Genomic DNA, 17,102 nt, shown 5'->3' with positions numbered 1-17,102 from the left:
AACGTTTAACCATCCCATTTGTTTGTCACATTCTGAAGGTACTTTTATGCAAACCTACTTTCCCAATTGGAATCTATCCTTTTGGCCAGGCAATTGACCGTCTATCGTTTGAGCCCGACGGGTATGAACGGGGCATCTGCAACGCCACCGCAAGGAGACACCATGGAGACTATCGAAGCACTCATTCACCGCCGCAGCTGCCGCAACTACAGCGATCGTCCCGTCGAGGCCGAAAAGCTTGCACGTATTATCGAAGCCGGCCAATATGCACCGAGCGGCATGGGCCGCCAGCCGGTGACGTTTGTCGCCGTCACCGACCCCGCGACCGTCGAGCGTCTCTCACAGCTCAACGCCCAGGTCATGGGCAGCAACGGCGATCCCTTCTATGGCGCCAAGACCGTTGTGGTGGTGCTGGTTGACCGCAGCGTGCCCACACATCTGGAAGACGGCTCGCTCGCTATGGGCAACTTGCTCAACGCCGCCTATGCACTGGGTGTCGATTCGTGCTGGATTCACCGCGCGCATGAGGTCTTTGACTCGCCCGAGGGCCTGGAGCTGCTGGCCAGCTGGGGCCTGCCCGCCGATGGCAGCCTGCGCGGTGTCGGTCACTGCATTCTGGGCTATGCCGAGGACACGCTACCCGAGGCAAAGCCGCGCCGCAACAACGTGGTGTACGTGAAATAGTACAGGAACGTCAGCAGGGGTAGCTAATTTGGGACGGGGCTATTTTAGCTACCCCACTCGCAACTTATATTGACGTCGCCGTTGTCGTCGTTTCGTTCGTCTGGGTCGTTTCGGCGTCGTCGCCTTGCTTGTCTTCGTCCTTTTGTGCATCGGCGATGGTGGAGGCCGCCGCGACGATACCGCGCTGGGGCGCGACGCCCGTCTGGGTCTGAGCGCCCTCGACAACTTCTGTGCCTGCATGCGCGAGCTCGGGCGATTTAAACACTGCGTCCAAGTTGGCGCCACCGCCGGCGTAGCCAAGCGCAGCGAGTGCGATGACGATCACTGCAACGACGACCGCGATCGGAACATAACGATGCCAACCAGCCGGATTGAGTCCGCTGCGGCGAGCCGCCCCGCGGCTGATGTAACCGAGCGTTCCATCGTGCTTGAGCTTTGAGCCCACCACGCGTTTCCGGCCCCATAGCGAGGACTCTGCCTGCATTGCCAAGCGGGCGCTTGCCGAAGGGTAGCCGTATTTAGTACGCTTGAACGAGCCATCAAACCCCGAGGCGTGTTTGCCCCACGTCACCGATGTTGTGCGTCGGTTGACCGGCGCGGCACTCCGCCTTCTGCGGCTCGGTTTTGAAGTCTCAGCCATATGCCCTCGCACGCCGTAACCAAATCGAAACAATAACGCTTTGGACTGTAGCACACGCGTCGCGCGCGGTCACGGGCGCCTCGCTCAACGGTCATCGTCCTTCAGCAAGCGCCACAGCGTTGTACGGCTTATGCCCAGCACCTCCGCCGCACGGGTTCGGTTGCCGTGGAGATGATCTACAACCAGATGCGCGATATCTCGCTCGGTATCGGCCAGCGGTCGCAGGATATACAGGTCACTTTCGAGCGTCGGGGCGCCAAAGGTTGCGGTCTTAATCACGTCCTCTTGGGCGAGCACTTCCTCCGCCACAGCGCGGTCCACCGTGCCCGCCCCCACCAATATATACAGTCGTTCCGAGACCTCGCGGAGCTGCAGATAATTGCGCGGCCAGCGGTAAGCATCGAGCGTCTTCGCCGCGGCGGCGGACAGCGCGGGCGCTGCCGTCCCAAATGCATCAGCGAGATACTCCAAATAGCGCGCAACCTTCGTCGACGCGGCTCCCTGCTCGGCGATTGCCGGCGCCACGCTCACCGCACAGGCGAAGCGCTCGGTCACAAAGGCGGCTTGATCACTTTCGCCGCCGCCCGGCATGTCATTCGCTGTCAGCACCACATGGCAGCGCGTCGCCAACGCGGTGTCGGTCATCGTGGAGACCAGCTCGCGGAGGCGCTGGGGGCCAACCGCGTTCCAGCCCTCAATGCAAAGGGTCAGCCCCGTTTGGAACAACGGCGATTCGGCGCTTTTGAGCATATGGCGCCAACCGCGCTCGGTGAGCTCATCGAGCGCAACGGAAACAAAGGGCTGACCGACAAAAGGACCGTCCAGATAGAGGCGCTTGGCGATCTCGACCTGACCCGCTCCCAGCTCGCCCTCGAGCATAAGGGGCACACCGCGCGCGTAACTCTCTGCAACCGGCGCAGCCACCGAGGCCGCCCCCTCAACGATGCCGTACGCGCTCGATTCGTAGCGGGCCTCAACTTCGTCGGCGTTGAGCCACTCGATACCCGCATGCGCCGCGGCACCGCGCACCTCGCGGACCACGACGACCCAAAGGCCCCCGCCCTCTTTGTCGGTGGGGCGAACGGTCAGGCTCAGGCGCGCACCCGCACGTCCCATAACCAGACGCGCGCCGTCTCCTATACGGTCGAAGCGCTCAGCTACAAAAGCCGCCACATCCCGCTCAAGCGACGCGTCATTCATGGTTGAGATCGCGACGTCCCCATGCGCATCGATTGCCAATGCCGAGGCCCCAGCGGCAGCTAGGACATCGGTCAAGATGTTCAGTTTGGCATCGCTATCCATGATTTGCCCCTGTCCGCGGCGACGTGCAACCGCCGACGGTCGCACGACCGAGTGTTTCAAAATTGAACGATATTGCTCATCAAACACTATAGGGCAGAAAGCGCCGTCCTGCGAGTATAGGTGTTGCCCCGCATCGCCATCCTGGCGGGGCGATAAGAGCTCTTCGGGACTTATAAACCTGCGGACAAGCCATACCCGCAAGAGCTCCTATCGCTCCACCGCAGGCACGTGCTCACCAGCACGCAGCACGCAAATAAGCTACTTCTCTACCAGATTCCCAGCACGTGTTGCATTCCCAAACTCATGCACGCAATGCCAATCCAGCAGCAAAAGCCCAGCGCGATGGGCTTGCCGCCCTTTTTGACCAGCTCGACGATATCGGTATTAAAACCAATAGCCGCCATGGCCATCACAATAAAGAACTTCGACAGCTCCTTGATGGGCGCCGTAAAGGACGCGGGAAGCTGAAGCACCGTGGTGATCACGCTCGCCAGCACAAAGAACAGCACGAACATGGGAAACGCGCGTTTAAGCGAGAACGTGCTTTTGGCGTCGCCGCCGGCTTTGCGCGCCAGATGCATCTGCCAGCATGCGAGGACCAACGTGATGGGGATAATGGCCAGCGTCCTGGTGAGCTTGACCACCGTGGCGCTCTCGAGCACATTGGCGCCGGGATGCATGCTGTCCCAGGCACTCGCCGCAGCCGTTACGGACGAGGTGTCGTTGATGGCGGTGCCGGCAAACAGGCCAAAGCCCTCGTTGGTCAGCCCGAGCATGCCGCCGAGCGTCGGAAACACGAGCGCCGCGATAACGTTAAACAGGAAGATGACCGAAATGGCCTGGGCAATCTCGCGATCGTCGGCATCGATGACGGGTGCGGTCGCGGCAATGGCAGAACCGCCGCAAATCGACGAACCCACGCCCACAAGCGTCGCGATCTTGCCCGGCACGTTCATGACGCGGCAAAGCACGAAGGCGATGACAAGCGAGGTCGAGATCGTCGCCACGATAATCGGCAGCGACTGGGCGCCCTTGGACAGGATCTGGGAGAGGTTCATGCCAAAGCCAAGCAGGATAACCGCGTACTGCAAGACTTTTTTGGACGTATAGGTGACGCCGGCGGCGAGCTGTTCGCGACGATTCTTGGGAAAGACGAGCGCCAGGACCATGCCAAAGAGGATGGCAAACACCGGACCACCGACCACCTCAATTTGTTTGCCGAGCAACGTCGCGGGAATGGCGACGATCAGGCAGAACAAGACGCCTTTCCAGCGCTCGCGTACGATATTTGCCAGTTGCATATGGGATTCCTTCTTTCTATTTCACGTTTGCGACGGCTTATGATACGGCAACATTGAGCGCAGCCTTGCGCAAATACAGACTAAGATGCCGCAATCGTTCTTGAGCAACAGCCGAATTACCCACCGCGGAGAGCTGATTCGCGGCATAATTAACAACTGACATATGAGTTTGATAGAACAGTTGCGAGGCGCTATGGAAGAATCGATGCACGTCGGCGAGCAGGAAACGAGCCTACAGGACCAGTCCTACCACACCATTCGACGCAAAATCGTCTACCTGGACTACAAGCCGGGCGAAAAGCTGGGCGTCAAGCAGCTTTGCGATGACCTGGACATGGGTCGCACGCCCGTGCGCGAGGCTTTGGTTCGCTTGGCGCAGGAAGGCCTGGTGCGCACCGTGCCCCAGAGCGGCACCTACGTCTCACCCATCAACCTCACCCTTGCCGAGAGTGCCTGTTACATCCGCGAGCATCTGGAAAAGCAGGTGATCGTGGAGTGCTGTGCGCGCGCCACCTCGGCAGGCATCGAGCAGCTCGACCGCGCCATCGTGCTGCAGGAAAAGGCCATGGCCGAAGAGGATCGCATCGGCTTCTTTTTGAGCGACAACCTCATGCATCACATGATTTTTAGCATCGCATGTCGCAGCACCGTGTGGTCGTGGCTCGAAGAGACCAATGCCGACCTGGAGCGCTTCCGCTGGCTGCGCGCCGCAACGCAGGTTCTCGACAATCAGGACATCGTGAACGAGCACAAGCAGATTCGCCGCGCTATCGCCGGTCGCGACCCCATCGAAGCGAGCTTTTTGGTCAGCAAGCACCTGCACATGATGTTCCGCAACCAAACCGAGGTTCTGGACCAGTTCCCCGAGTACTTCGAGACCAGCAAGCTCCGCTAACCTGCCAAAAAGGGACAGGTTTATTTTGGCAGGTTTTATCTGGGCAAATGCTGAAAAGGCCCGGCTCCGTCTTGATGCGGAGCCGGGCCTTAGTCGCTAGAACGGCGGAACCAACTACTCTACCGTGACGCTCTTGGCGAGGTTGCGGGGCTGGTCAACGTCGCAACCGCGCAGGATGGCGACCTCGCGAGCGAGCAACTGCAGCGGGACGCTCGCCGTGATGGGGCTGAACACGTCACGGACTGCCGGCACACGGATGATGCAGTCGGCGATCTTGTTGATCTCCTCGTCGCCCTCGGTGGCAACGACGATGACCTTGGCGCCGCGCGCCTTGCACTCCATGAGGTTCGACACGGTCTTGTCGTAGGTGGCACTCTTGGTGGCCACAGCGATGACGGGGAAGCCCGGGTCGATCAGGGCAATGGGGCCGTGCTTCATCTCGCCGGCGGCGTAGGCCTCGGCGTGCAGGTAGCTGACCTCCTTGAGCTTGAGCGCGCCCTCGTAGGAAATAGCGGCACCCATGCCGCGACCCACGAACAGCGCCGACTGCGCGTCCTTGCACAGCAGGGCGGCCTCATGCACGGCCTCGGTCTGGGTATCCAAAATCCACTGGATCTGCTCGGCCGTATCGGAAAGCTCGCGGAACAGCATGCGCGCCTGCTTGGTGGTCAAGCGGTACTTGACCTGCGCCAGCAGCAAAGCCAAAAGCGTGAGGCTCACGACCTGGCCGATGAAGCTCTTGGTCGAGGCGACTGCGATCTCCTTGTTGGCCTTGGTGTAGATGACGCCGTCGCTCTCACGCGCCACGGGGCTGCCCACCACGTTGGTGATGCCGAAGACCTTGGCGCCCTTGATGCGCGCGTCGCGAATGGCGGCAAGGGTATCGGCCGTCTCGCCCGACTGGGACACGGCAACGACAAGCGTCGTCGGCGTAATGATGGGATTGCGATAACGGAACTCGCTGGCTGCCTCAACCTCAGTGGGGATGCGAGCCCAGCCCTCAATGAGATTCTTAGCAATGAGGCCAGCGTGATAGCTGGTGCCGCAAGCGATCACGTAGACGCGGTCGATGTCGTTGAGCTCCTCGAGCGAAAGGCCCAGTTCGTCGATGTCGAGCTCGCCGGCCGGCGTCATACGACCGACCAGCGTGTCGCGCACGACGCGCGGCTGCTCGTGGATTTCCTTGAGCATAAAGTCGGGGTAACCACCCTTTTCTGCCATGTCCAGGTCCCAGTCGATGTGGGTGACCTTGGGCTCGATAACGTTGCCGGCCTCGTCGGTATACTCGACGCCTGCGGGCGTGAGCTTGGCAAACTGGCCGTCCTCGAGCACCACGACGTCGCGGGTTGCGTCGATGAGCGCGATGACATCGGAGGCGACATAGGAGCCGGTTTCGCCCACGCCGACTACGATCGGGGAATCCTTGCGGGCCACGGCGATCACGCCGGGCTCGTCAGCGCACACGGCGGCCAGACCATAGGCACCGACCACGTGGGTGCACGCCTCGCGCACGGAGGCCATCAGGTCGTGCGTCTCGGCATAAGCCTCTTCGATCAGATGCGCGAAGACCTCGGTATCGGTCTCGCTCTTAAAGTGGTGGCCGCGACCCTCCAGCTCTTCGCGCAGCTCGGCGAAGTTCTCGATGATACCGTTGTGGACGATGGCGATACGACCGTCGCAGCTGGTGTGGGGGTGAGCGTTAACGACGGAGGGCTTGCCGTGGGTGGCCCAACGGGTATGGCCGATACCGCAGGTAGCGTCGCTGTCGATGTTGGAAAGCTCGCTCTCCAGGCCCGCGACCTTGCCCACGCGGCGGATGACGTCGAGGTGCGCCGCGGCGCCCTCGCCCACCTCGAGCGCGACGCCCGAGGAATCATAGCCGCGATACTCCATGCGCTTGAGGCCCGTGACCAGGATGTTCTTTGCAATATCAGAGCCGGTGTAGCCGACAATTCCGCACATAGGATAAATCCCTTCGTTCGCGTGACTGCAAGACGTCCACGCACAGGGGGCGCTGAGACGTATAACGTTCGAGTATTATACTCACGCAAGCGCAAGCTGATATACCAGAAGTGGTATCTCAACTTAGATACCACCCGATGCACACATGCCCAGCCGGTCCAAACCACCGCAAAGGTGCCTGTCCCCTTCGTGGTGGTCGCGCTGGCAACGGCGTTTCCCCAGATAAAACCTGCCAAAATAAACCTGTCCCTTTTTGGAAGGTTTGGGATGCTACAATCTGGCTTGTACTTGAAACGCATCAAAGGGGCCGCTATGGCAAAGGTAAAAATCAGCGACGTCGCGCGCGAGGCCGGGGTTTCGTTGGGCACGGTTTCCAACGCGCTCAACCATCCCGAAAAGTTGCGTCCCGAGACCCTCAAGCTCATTAACGAAACCATCAATCGACTGGGCTACCTGCCCAACCAAAGCGCTCGTCAGCTCGCGGGCGGCGCCACCAAGTCCTTTGGCCTGGTGCTCCCCCGTCTCGACCACGGCTTTTCACTCCAAATCGCCAGCGGTGCCCACAACGAGGCCCGCAAGCACGGCTACGACCTGCTCATCGCCAACGCCGATAACGACGATATTCTCGAGGACCATTACCTGCGCTACTTTATGGGCACCCAGATGTCCGGCGTCATGGTTCAGCCCATGGCATCCCCCGACTGGCACCCCGCCATGACCAAGATGCCCGTGCCGATCGTCCACCTGGACATCCATTGCTCCGAGCCCGGCTACTACGTAGCGGCCGACAACGAGGCCCAGGGTCGCATCATTGCCGAACTCGCCATCGCCCGCGGTGCACGCCATATCACCGTTGTGGGTAGAGCAGCATTTATGCAACTCACCCTGCGCGTCCTTGGCATTCATAAGGCACTCGCCCTACACCCCGATATCAAGATCGAAGTCATCGACGCCGGCGAATGGAATACCGCCGCCGACGGCTACGGCATCGGCGCCCAAATCGCCGCGCGCCCCGCCGACGAACGCCCCGATTTTGTCGTCGGCCTGACCGACGTGTTGGCCTCGGGCGTTATCTCGGCGCTGGTCGACAAGGGCATCTCTGTCCCCGGGCAAGTACGCGTAGCAGGTTGCGATGGCAACCCGCTCGCTTGGAGCGGATCGGTCCCGCTCACTACGGTAGCGCCCCCGGGCTACGAGATTGGGCGCAAGGGCGTTCAATTGCTCATGGAGCAAATCGAGAACAAGGCCCCGGCGAAGACCAAGCACGTCCACATCGGCTCTGCCGCGCGCACCGTCACCGCAGTCACCGCCGCCGAGGATATCAACCGCCAAGAACTGGTACGTCCGTTCCTACTGGAGCGCGCCAGCACCCAGGCAAGCACCCAGACCGACGCCACGGCCATCAACCTAGGCGCATATCTGTAGCACGCCCGCAAGTATGCTATGTCGCCGCTTAAGCAAAAGGGGCCCGACCATTGCCGGGCCCTTTTGCTTAAGCGCAAACGTGAGCAATTGCTCGTTTCAACGCCGCAATTGTCTAGCGCGCGGCTTTAACTGCCGCCGAAAGGTCGAACAACGTATCGAGCACGGCCTCGCAGCCATCCACCACGTCCTGCGGCAGCGGAACAATGTCAGGAACGGCAAAGACGTGGCAGCCGGCCGTAATGCCCGAGACGCAGCCGTTGCGCGAATCCTCGACCACGGCACATTCCTCGGGAGCAAAGCCCGCGCGCTCGCAGGCGAGCAGATACATCTCGGGGTCGGGCTTGCCGTGCACGACGTCCTCGCCGCAGGTCACGGTCTCAAACTTGTCAAAGAGACCGAATGCTTTAAGGTTGCGCTCGGCGGTAACGTGGCGCGACGACGTCGCTAGACCCACGTGATAGCCCGCAGCCAGCAGCTCGTCTAGGCACTCGGCGGCGCCGGCCTTAAGCTCCAGCTCGGTCTTGACCATCTCGTCGCGAATCTCCTTGTGGCGGACATAGATCGCCTCGGCGGTCTCGTGGCTGCCGTAATGCTTATCGAGGATGTCCATGACATCGGGTAGCGTGCGACCGATAAACTGATGGATCAGCGCATCGTCAATCGCGAGCCCCAGCTCAGCGGCGCCTGCCTTCCAGGCCCTAATCCCCAAACGCTCGGTATCGACCAGCGTTCCATCCATGTCAAAAATAACAGCCTTGATCATATCGGTCCCCCTCGCCGGATTGCATTACTGCCACTCTACCGCACTTTACAAGCTTGTATATAACGTATATAGCATATTGCACTTTCGTTACATAGCTGGAAGTCTTATGACAAGCAGCTCGGTGGGATTATAGTTTCATCCGAGCTTTAATATCTGTAAGGAACTTTCATGCTTTCAGACACCGCCGCACCCGCAGAGGAGCTTCAGGACAAACTCGCAGCACTCGAGCAGCTGCTTTTGGCATACGGACGCGTCGCCATCGGCTTTTCCGGTGGTGTCGACAGCAGCTTTTTGGCCGCGGTCTGCGCCCGCATCATGCCTACCAATACCCTCCTCGTCCATCTCACCACGCCGCTCATCGGCACGCCCGAACAGACTTCGTTTGAGCAGTCCGTTGATGGACAGGCCAATGAGGGGCCGCATTTTAAGCTCCCCGTGCTCAATCTTTCGGTGGATCAGCTGCAGCTCCCCCAAGTAGCCTGCAACGATGCTAATCGCTGCTACCACTGCAAGCACGCCGGCTTTACCGCCATCGTCAACCACGCCAAGTCGCTCGGCTTTCCCACCGTCATCGATGGCAGCAATGCAAGCGATCGCGGTGACTACCGTCCCGGCATGCGCGCGGCAGAAGAGCTCGGCGTACGATCCCCTCTCATGGAGGTCGGCTTTACCAAGGACGAAGAGCGCGAGCTGCTGCGCGCATGGGGTTATCCCGTTTGGAACCTGCCGGCGGGAGCATGTCTTGCCACGCGCGTCCCCACGGGCGAGGAGCTTACGCGCGAGAAGGTCGATTTAATCCGCGCCTGCGAGGATTACCTGTACGATCTTGATCTGGCACAGGTACGCGCGCGCTTGATCGGCGGTTGCATGCATATCGAGGCCGCACCCGCAGATGTCGCCAAGATTGCCGCCCTCGGCGGTGCCGCCGTCGACGACAAGGGCAAGACCCCGCTGCCCGCCGTTATCGAGTCCGCGCTGCGCGAGCTGGGCTGCGACCATATCTCCCCCGAGGTCACCCCCTACATCCACGGCAACATGAACCTTTAAGTTACGCCGTTTTACAAACGGCGTAACCGCTCGGCGCTGCGCAGGCCCCGGGCACGGCAATCTGACGTTCAACTGCACGGGCGCGACCAAAAGGTCAGCGCCCGCTTGTTTCACGTCACCTTGCCGCACCCGGAGCCCGCTCGCTCGCATATGCTCAACCTGGACTGCGTTAACTGACCTGCCAATAAGGGACAGGTTCATTTTGGCAGGTTTTATCTGGGGAAATATCGCAAGACAATCACCCCTCTAGCACCCATCCAACTTCGAGAGACGCTAGAGGGGCGACTCGGCTGCATCTACTTCTTCCGATATCGGCGATTGCGGCTCGTCGATGAGCCCATTACCTCAATGAGTCCTTTATCTGCCATTTTTGGCAGATAAAGGACGGATGAGATTTGGCATTCCGTCTCTCTAAAACAATAGATTTATCTCTCTAAAGTTTCGTATATCTCTCTAACTTTAGAGAGATAAGCACCTTGTTTTAGAGAGACATTTAGAGAGATGTATCGAATTCACTGCTAGATTACCTAAGACTATCTCTCTAGCCTACTTTCTCTTTAGAGAGACATTTAGAGAGACGAGCGTAATCTCTCTAACCATGGGTCCTGCTCTCAAAACGCATACACCCCCAACCGCACCCTAAGTTGCGGTGGAATAGTTCCTTTTTTGCAGCCTATCGGGCATAAACAGGAACTATTCCACCGCAACTTCGTTTGACGGGCATTGACCCGCAGGCCTGCCAAAAAGGGACAGGTTTATTTTGGTAGGTTTTATCTGGGGAAACGCAAACAGGGCCGCGACACCTATATGGCGTCGCGGCCCTTTTCCTTGGAGAAGGATCGATTGATTGAACGGGACGACCGTTCTAGTCTTCGAGTCCGCTATTGATGAGCTCCGCAATCTCAACGGGATCGGTGCTCGCGCGCACTTTGTCACGGAAGTCGGCATCCATCAGCATCACGGCAGCCTTGGAGAGCAGACGCAGGTGCGTAGTTCCAGCCTCGCCGGCGGGCACGTACAGCGCGAGCGCAACATCGACGGGCACCCCATCGAAGCTCGGCCATTCAACGGGCTCAACCAGCTTAAGCACGGCAACGCCCGGCGTGTGAATCGCGTCGCTTTTGGCATGTGGAACGGCAAAACCGGCGACAAGGCCGGTCTCGGCCTCGTTCTCGCGAGCAATAAAGGCAGCCTCTACGGCAGACGCGTCATCGGCAAAGCCGAGCTCGATGGCCTGCTCGGACAAATAATGCAGGGCGTCCTCGCGCGAGGCGGCGGTATACCCGATCGTCACTTGGTTGGCAGATACAAATCCCATGGAAACCTTCCTTACAACACAGACCTGACCGCAGCTTCGATGCCGTCGGCGTCCAAACCGTACTTGTGCAGCAAATCGACCGCAGGGCCGGATTCACCATACACATCGCGCACGCCGACGCGTCGCATCGGCACCGGATGCTGCTCCGCGAGCACCGAGGCCACAGCCTCGCCAAGACCACCGATAATCGAATGCTCCTCGGCGGTGACCACGCGACCGGTCTTCTTGGCGCTGGCAACCACCAGGCGCTCATCGAGCGGCTTGATCGTGTGCATGTTGATGACCTCGGCATCGATGCCATCGGCAGCGAGCGTCTCGGCAGCCTCAAGCGCCTCGGCGACCATAAGGCCGCATGCGACGATAGTCACATCGGACCCCTCGCGCACGACCACGCCGCGACCAATCTTGAACTCATAGTCCTCGTGATCGTTGATGACCGGTGTTGCCAGGCGGCCGAAGCGCATGTAAACCGGGCCCTCAAACTCATAGGCGGCGCGCACACAGGCGCGAGTCTCGACGTCGTCGGCGGGAACGACCACCGTCATACCCGGAATCGTGCGCATGAGTGCGATATCCTCGCAGCACTGGTGCGTGGCGCCGTCCTCGCCCACCGAAATGCCGGCATGGGTAGCGCCAATCTTGACGTTGAGGTGCGGGTAGCCAATGGAATTGCGGACCTGCTCGTAGGCGCGACCGGCGGCAAACATCGCAAAGGTGCTCGCAAAAGCAACGCGGCCCGTGGTCGCGATGCCGGCGGCAAGACCCATCAGGTTGCTCTCGGCAATGCCGGCGTCGTAGAAGCGCTCAGGGTGCGCAGCCTTAAACTTACCGGTCTGCGTGGCGGCGGCCAGGTCGGCATCGAGAACCACAAAGTCATCGCGCTCATTGCCCAGCTCGACAAGTGCCTCGCCATAGCTAACGCGCGTGGCGACTTTCTTGACGTCTGCCATTAGAGCTCCTCCCCTGCTGCTGCGAGCTCGGCCATGGCCTGCTCAAACTGTTCATCGTTGGGTGCCTTGCCGTGCCAGCCCACCTGGTTTTCCATAAAGGAGACGCCTTTGCCCTTCACCGTCTCGGCGATAATGGCCACGGGCGAGGCGCTCACCTTGCGAGCCTCGGCAAAGGCGGCGGCAATCTGCGCCATGTCGTTACCGTCGGCGAGCTCGATCACATGCCACTTAAAAGCGCGGAACTTGTCGGCAAGTGGCATAGCCGAGTTAACTTCGTCGATACTGCCGTCAATTTGCAAGCCATTATGATCGACGATAGCGACGAGGTTATCCAGGTCGTGGTTGCCGGCGAACATGGCCGCCTCCCACACCTGGCCTTCCTCGCACTCACCGTCGCCCAGCAACGTGTAGACACGGTAGCCGTCGCCCCAGTGCTTAGCGGCAAGCGCCATTCCAACTGCAGCAGAGATGCCCTGACCGAGCGATCCGGTGGACATATCGATGCCAGGGGCGTCGTTCATGTTGGGATGGCCCTGCAGTCGGCTGCCAATATGACGGAGCGTCTCGAGCTCTTCGACGGGAAAATAGCCGCGATTTGCCAACACCGAATACAGGCCCGGCGCCGCGTGACCCTTGGAGAGCACAAAGCGATCGCGATCGGCCTTGTGAGGGTCGGCAGGATCGATATTCATTTCCTCAAAGTACAGATACGTCATGATGTCGGCAGCACCGAGCGATCCACCCGGGTGTCCCGACTTGGCCGCGTGAACCGCAGTCACGACACCCTTCCTGACCTCATTGGCGACCTTCGCCAGCTCCTGGTTGGTCATACGAATTCCTCTCTTGAGAACAACCCCGGCACCGGATGACGCGATGCCGGGGCAATCCACTCGTTAAGCCTGAGCGACGACCTTCTGCCAGTCAGCCTCAAAAGAGGCGAGGCCCTGGTCGGTCAGCGGATGATGCAGGCACTTCTTGAGAGCGGCCATGGGCACGGTCGCAATATCGGCACCGAGTAGCGCGGCCTGGGTCACGTGGTTGGGCGTACGAACCGAGGCGGTGATGATCTCGACGGTGTCGTCGACGTTCTTGCCCGTCCAGTCGTAGTTCTTAATGCAGGTCACGACGTTGTCGAGCTGCGAGATACCGTCCTCGGCGATGTCATCGAAACGACCGACAAACGGGCTGATGTAGCGAGCACCGGCATTGGCGGCCATAAGGGCCTGCGTCGGCGAGAAGACGAGCGTCATGTTGACGCGCACGCCAGCATCGGCCAGCGCACGGCAGGCGGCAAGGCCGGCCTCGCACACGGGAAGCTTGACCACGATGTTGGGGGCGAGGGCGGCAAGGCGCTTGCCCTCCTCGATCATACCCTCGGCAGTGGTAGCGGTAGACTCGGCGGAAACGGGCAGGCCCTCGCAGAGCTCGGCAATCTTGAGCATATGCGGCTCAAAGTCGGCAAGCTTGCCGCCGGTCTTGGCGTACAGGGACGGGTTGGTGGTAACACCGGCCAGGCAGCCCCAGCTCTTGGCCTCGGCAATCTCGTCCAGATTGGCGGTATCGATAAAGAACTTCATGGTGAACCCCTTCAAAGGAAGCTAAAACTCAAAAGAATGGGACAAAGGGACTGCCCCTTTGTCCCATGTGCCGGGCCTGCAGCTGGGACATGCCCCAGGCCCGGCGTCGCGTAGGAAAAGCTACTTACTCGGCAAGAGCGGCCTCGATGCGGCTCGTGACGCCCTTGAGGTTAAGACCGACGACGTACTGCTTGATCGGGCGCTTGATGTGCTCGATCACAAAGCGCTTGCCGTCGATGTCCTGGGCAGCGAGGTTGCGATAGAGCTTCTCGACCTGCTCCTTGACCTCGGGATCGTTGAACGCATAGTGGCCGGAGACATCCAGGATCTTCAGGCTGAGCTCATCGTCGGCAAGGATGTCATCGACCTGCAGGTTGACGTCGTCGCCAGTCATCCACTTGCGCCAGCGCTCGGTCTTGATAGCCTTGACCAGCAGCGTGTGATACAGGTCGGAGGGGTCATCGCACAGACCGTTGTCGACCAGGATCTGCTCGGTGGCGCAGAGCTTGAGGTAGGCGCGGGTCTCCTCGGTGCCATACTGCGGAGCGACGTTGGAGGCGGTCACGTGTGCCGGGATGTGCTCGAGCAGCGTCGCGTCGTCCAGATAGTCGGCGTTGTGCTCCTTCAGGCCCACGCCATAGCGCTTGGCCATATCGGCAAGCTCGCGGGCGTTCTTGAAGTTGTAGTGACCGACCTGCTCCGTCCAGCGGGTAAGGGTGCCGGTCTGGCCGACGATAAAGGTGGGCATGGGGCAGCCGCGCTTCTCGAGCTCGGGCTGCAGCTGAGAAATGAACTCCTCGTACTTATCGGTAGAGGTCAAGCCGCCATTGGTCTCCTCGGTACCGACCTCATAGGCGACCTCGGGCAGGTTATGCTCGCGACGGTACTGCTCAAGGTAGTCGATAAGATCGATCGTGCGGCGAAGCACCACGTCGAGCGGAATAACCTTGCCGATCTGATAGGGATCCTTGGTGGGGTCGACCATCAGCAGGTCAAAGCCTGCCTCCATGTCGGCGACGAAGGACTTGCGGGCGAGCTCCATGGCCTCGTCCTCGGGCAGGTGGGCGTTACGCTCCTCGTCGCGCTGCCACGGACCGCCGTGATCTCGGCACAGGTAGTACGGACCGGTGTAACCCACCTCGTCGGCGACCTTCTTGATGTCGGCGGCAAAGCGCGTCTGGTCCCAACCGTTGACGTAGCCGGCGCCCATCTCGTCCATATCGACCTGGTTGCGGCTGGCGATAAACATGGGCGGGAAATCCTCGTCCTTGGCAAGCTCGAACACGGCCTGAATCAGGTTGGGGCTCATGGGGCCAATGCCGACCATGGTTGCGTGATCGCCGCTATCCTGCAGTTTGAGCATGCCCTGAACGGCCTGGCGGATGGTGAGGTTGGACATTTTGTTCTCCTTCTCCAGAGGATTTTTGACAAAAGTTCCCTGGGACCCAGATGTGGGCCCTATCAGTACGGATGGATTTTGTTGTGTAGGGGCGGTTGTGCGGAGTCAAATCCATCCCTCCGCACAACCGGAGTCCTTAAAGGTTTACTTGGCCTGCTTGTCGAGCGTGGGCTTCATGGCAATCAGGATTGCAGCGGCGACCACGGCGCCAATCACGATGTCCAGGCAGAACAGCGCGACGTTGTTGGTGGCAAGGGCGACGATAAAGCCACCGTGCGGGACGTAGCAGTCGATACCCTGGAAGGCGGCGAGCGCCGCGCCCACGGCAGAGCCGATGCAGATGCCGGGCAGGGTGTGGCCAAGGTCCTTGACCGCGAAGGGGATAGCGCCCTCGGTAATGCCGATGCAGCCCATGAACAGTGCGGAGATACCCATCTGGCGATCGGCGTCATCGAACTTGTTCTTGGCGATGAGCGCAGCAAGGCCGCAGGCAATCGGGGGAATGGCGACGGCGACGCGGAACATACCGTTGGGGCCATAGATGCCGGAGGCCATGATGGCCATGGTGAAGGTCGAGGCGGTCTTGTTGATGGGGCCGCCCATATCGAAGGCGGTCATAACGCCAATGACCAGACCCAGGACAACTGCGGAACCGCCCTGCAGGCTGCCGAGCACGCCGGTGAGCCAGTCCATCACAAAGCCAAGCGGCGTGGCCAGGATGTAGATATAGGCCATGCCCAGGACAAGCGAGGTCAGAATCGGGATGATCAGGATGGGCATGATGGTCTGGATGGTGTTGTTGACCTTCCAGGTCTTCATCCAGCGGACAAAGTAGCCGCAGATGACCGCCATGATCATGGCGCCCAAGAAGCCGGTCGAAACGCTGTTGCCGTTAGGGGTAACGACTGCGTTGTTGACCAGGTAGCCCAGGACAAAACCGGGGGCGAGCGCGGGCTTGCCAGCCATCGAGTAGGCGATGTATGCCGCAAGCACCGGGATCATCATGGAGATGCCGGCCATGCCGATGGTGTTAAGACTCACCATCAGCGGGTTCGTAACCTCCATGCCGTTGGCGCCGGCGGTACCGGATGCCAGCGAGAAGGCGAGGAACACGCCGCCGATAACGACGATGGGGATAAAATAGGAAACGCCGGTATTGAATGCATTGAGCAGCGTCTTGCCAGGATCGGCAAAGATAGACTGCTTGGACGCCGGTGTCGGGGCCTGCGGGGCAGCGGAGACGGCCTTCTTCTCTGCCTTGGCCTCGGCCTTGGGCGCGTCAACGGCGCCACCCGTCGCCTTGATGATCTCAATGGCCTGGTCGATGATCTTTACCGGATCGGCGATTACATCAGAGGTGCCGACCTTCAGGAACTTGCCCTCGGCCATCTTCTGCTCAAAACGGTCCTCGTTCTCGACACCCACGTCGACGGACTCCAGGACCAGGTCGGCGGAGTCCACGTCTTCCTGCGTGAGCTCATTCTCGATACCCAGGCCACCCTGAGCCTCGACCTTGCACTCGATGCCACGGGCGGCGCATTCATCCTGAATCGCCTTCTGGGCCATATACGTGTGGGCGATACCCACAGTACAGGCGGCAACGCCTACGATCTTCATTGCTTCCCTCTTTTCATAGAGTTGCGTGCGCAAGACACCGTTTGCGGAGGCCTCCGGAGCATCCCCTGCCGTTTGGACTTGCTGTCTTTTCGACAAGAACAATATAGGTGCTCGTTTTTCTTAATGCCAGCTTATTTCGGTAAACGCGCAGGTCAGAGCGTTGGTTATGCGATTTAGTTATGCGTTTAACCAAAAATGAATCCTGCGATTTTGCCCTCGATT

15 protein-coding genes are annotated in these 17,102 nt (G+C 60.1%); 4 read left to right on the top strand and 11 right to left on the bottom strand.

Going from position 1 to position 17,102, the window contains the following annotated elements; translation table 11 throughout:
* Positions 1 to 162: 162 nt before the first annotated feature.
* Positions 163 to 684 carry a nitroreductase family protein gene (locus tag GDJ93_RS02000; protein ID WP_152067566.1) on the top strand — a complete coding sequence of 174 codons (522 nt, stop codon included), beginning with the start codon at positions 163 to 165 and terminating at the stop codon, positions 682 to 684.
* Positions 685 to 748: 64 nt separating this feature from the next.
* Here GDJ93_RS02000 and GDJ93_RS01995 read toward each other — a convergent pair whose 3' ends face one another.
* The 3 genes from GDJ93_RS01995 to GDJ93_RS01985 all read right to left on the bottom strand — a co-directional run bounded on the left by GDJ93_RS01995 (position 749) and on the right by GDJ93_RS01985 (position 3,927).
* The gene (locus GDJ93_RS01995) at positions 749 to 1,324 is read right to left on the bottom strand and encodes a hypothetical protein (protein ID WP_152067565.1); all 576 of its coding nucleotides are present in this window, start codon (positions 1,322 to 1,324) and stop codon (positions 749 to 751) included.
* Between the two features lie 84 nt (positions 1,325 to 1,408).
* Positions 1,409 to 2,626, bottom strand: coding sequence for a helix-turn-helix domain-containing protein (locus GDJ93_RS01990; protein ID WP_152067564.1), 1,218 nt, complete (start codon positions 2,624 to 2,626; stop codon positions 1,409 to 1,411).
* A 266-nt stretch (positions 2,627 to 2,892) separates the two neighbouring features.
* The gene (locus GDJ93_RS01985) at positions 2,893 to 3,927 is read right to left on the bottom strand and encodes a YeiH family protein (RefSeq protein ID WP_152067563.1); all 1,035 of its coding nucleotides are present in this window, start codon (positions 3,925 to 3,927) and stop codon (positions 2,893 to 2,895) included.
* A gap of 193 nt (positions 3,928 to 4,120) precedes the next feature.
* Between GDJ93_RS01985 and GDJ93_RS01980 the strand changes: the two genes are divergently transcribed.
* Positions 4,121 to 4,822 carry a GntR family transcriptional regulator gene (locus tag GDJ93_RS01980; RefSeq protein WP_050766156.1) on the top strand — a complete coding sequence of 234 codons (702 nt, stop codon included), beginning with the start codon at positions 4,121 to 4,123 and terminating at the stop codon, positions 4,820 to 4,822.
* Positions 4,823 to 4,936: 114 nt separating this feature from the next.
* Here GDJ93_RS01980 and glmS read toward each other — a convergent pair whose 3' ends face one another.
* Entirely contained in the window at positions 4,937 to 6,784 is a 1,848-nt protein-coding gene (gene glmS, locus GDJ93_RS01975) for a glutamine--fructose-6-phosphate transaminase (isomerizing) (protein ID WP_117582939.1), read from the bottom strand.
* Positions 6,785 to 7,096: 312 nt separating this feature from the next.
* Here glmS and GDJ93_RS01970 point away from each other — a divergent pair, with 312 nt between their 5' ends.
* Positions 7,097 to 8,209 carry a LacI family DNA-binding transcriptional regulator gene (locus tag GDJ93_RS01970; protein WP_226812417.1) on the top strand — a complete coding sequence of 371 codons (1,113 nt, stop codon included), beginning with the start codon at positions 7,097 to 7,099 and terminating at the stop codon, positions 8,207 to 8,209.
* A gap of 112 nt (positions 8,210 to 8,321) precedes the next feature.
* Here the strand turns inward: GDJ93_RS01970 and GDJ93_RS01965 are convergent, their stop codons facing one another.
* Positions 8,322 to 8,972, bottom strand: a complete 651-nt coding sequence (locus GDJ93_RS01965) for an HAD family hydrolase (protein WP_152067561.1) — start codon at positions 8,970 to 8,972, stop codon at positions 8,322 to 8,324.
* 168 nt (positions 8,973 to 9,140) lie between these two features.
* On the opposite strand from GDJ93_RS01965, the gene larE reads away from it, so the two are divergent.
* Positions 9,141 to 10,019: an ATP-dependent sacrificial sulfur transferase LarE gene (gene larE / locus GDJ93_RS01960; RefSeq protein ID WP_152067560.1), complete on the top strand. Its 879-nt coding sequence runs from the start codon at positions 9,141 to 9,143 to the stop codon at positions 10,017 to 10,019.
* Between the two features lie 865 nt (positions 10,020 to 10,884).
* On the opposite strand, the gene GDJ93_RS01955 is transcribed toward larE, so the two are convergent.
* The 6 genes from GDJ93_RS01955 to GDJ93_RS01930 all read right to left on the bottom strand — a co-directional run bounded on the left by GDJ93_RS01955 (position 10,885) and on the right by GDJ93_RS01930 (position 16,880).
* On the bottom strand, positions 10,885 to 11,337 hold the full coding sequence (locus GDJ93_RS01955) for a PTS sugar transporter subunit IIA (RefSeq protein ID WP_152067559.1): 453 nt from the start codon (positions 11,335 to 11,337) through the stop codon (positions 10,885 to 10,887).
* Positions 11,338 to 11,348: 11 nt separating this feature from the next.
* On the bottom strand, positions 11,349 to 12,287 hold the full coding sequence (locus GDJ93_RS01950) for a transketolase family protein (RefSeq protein ID WP_152067558.1): 939 nt from the start codon (positions 12,285 to 12,287) through the stop codon (positions 11,349 to 11,351).
* Entirely contained in the window at positions 12,287 to 13,117 is an 831-nt protein-coding gene (locus GDJ93_RS01945) for a transketolase (protein ID WP_152067557.1), read from the bottom strand. Before GDJ93_RS01945 ends, GDJ93_RS01950 begins: the two co-directional genes overlap by 1 nt.
* 63 nt (positions 13,118 to 13,180) lie before the next feature.
* On the bottom strand, positions 13,181 to 13,864 hold the full coding sequence (gene fsa / locus GDJ93_RS01940; protein ID WP_006235616.1) for a fructose-6-phosphate aldolase: 684 nt from the start codon (positions 13,862 to 13,864) through the stop codon (positions 13,181 to 13,183).
* A 124-nt stretch (positions 13,865 to 13,988) separates the two neighbouring features.
* Positions 13,989 to 15,263, bottom strand: a complete 1,275-nt coding sequence (locus GDJ93_RS01935) for a class II D-tagatose-bisphosphate aldolase non-catalytic subunit (RefSeq protein ID WP_138375049.1) — start codon at positions 15,261 to 15,263, stop codon at positions 13,989 to 13,991.
* A 144-nt stretch (positions 15,264 to 15,407) separates the two neighbouring features.
* Positions 15,408 to 16,880: a PTS fructose transporter subunit IIC gene (locus tag GDJ93_RS01930; protein WP_152067556.1), complete on the bottom strand. Its 1,473-nt coding sequence runs from the start codon at positions 16,878 to 16,880 to the stop codon at positions 15,408 to 15,410.
* Between the last annotated feature and the right edge of the window lie 222 nt (positions 16,881 to 17,102).

The sequence above is a fragment of the Collinsella aerofaciens genome (assembly GCF_902501475.1).
GTDB classification, from domain to species: Bacteria; Actinomycetota; Coriobacteriia; order Coriobacteriales; family Coriobacteriaceae; genus Collinsella; species Collinsella aerofaciens_AL.
The sequence above is the reverse complement of the archived record's forward strand: the minus strand, read 5'-3'. Positions and strand labels throughout refer to the sequence as shown.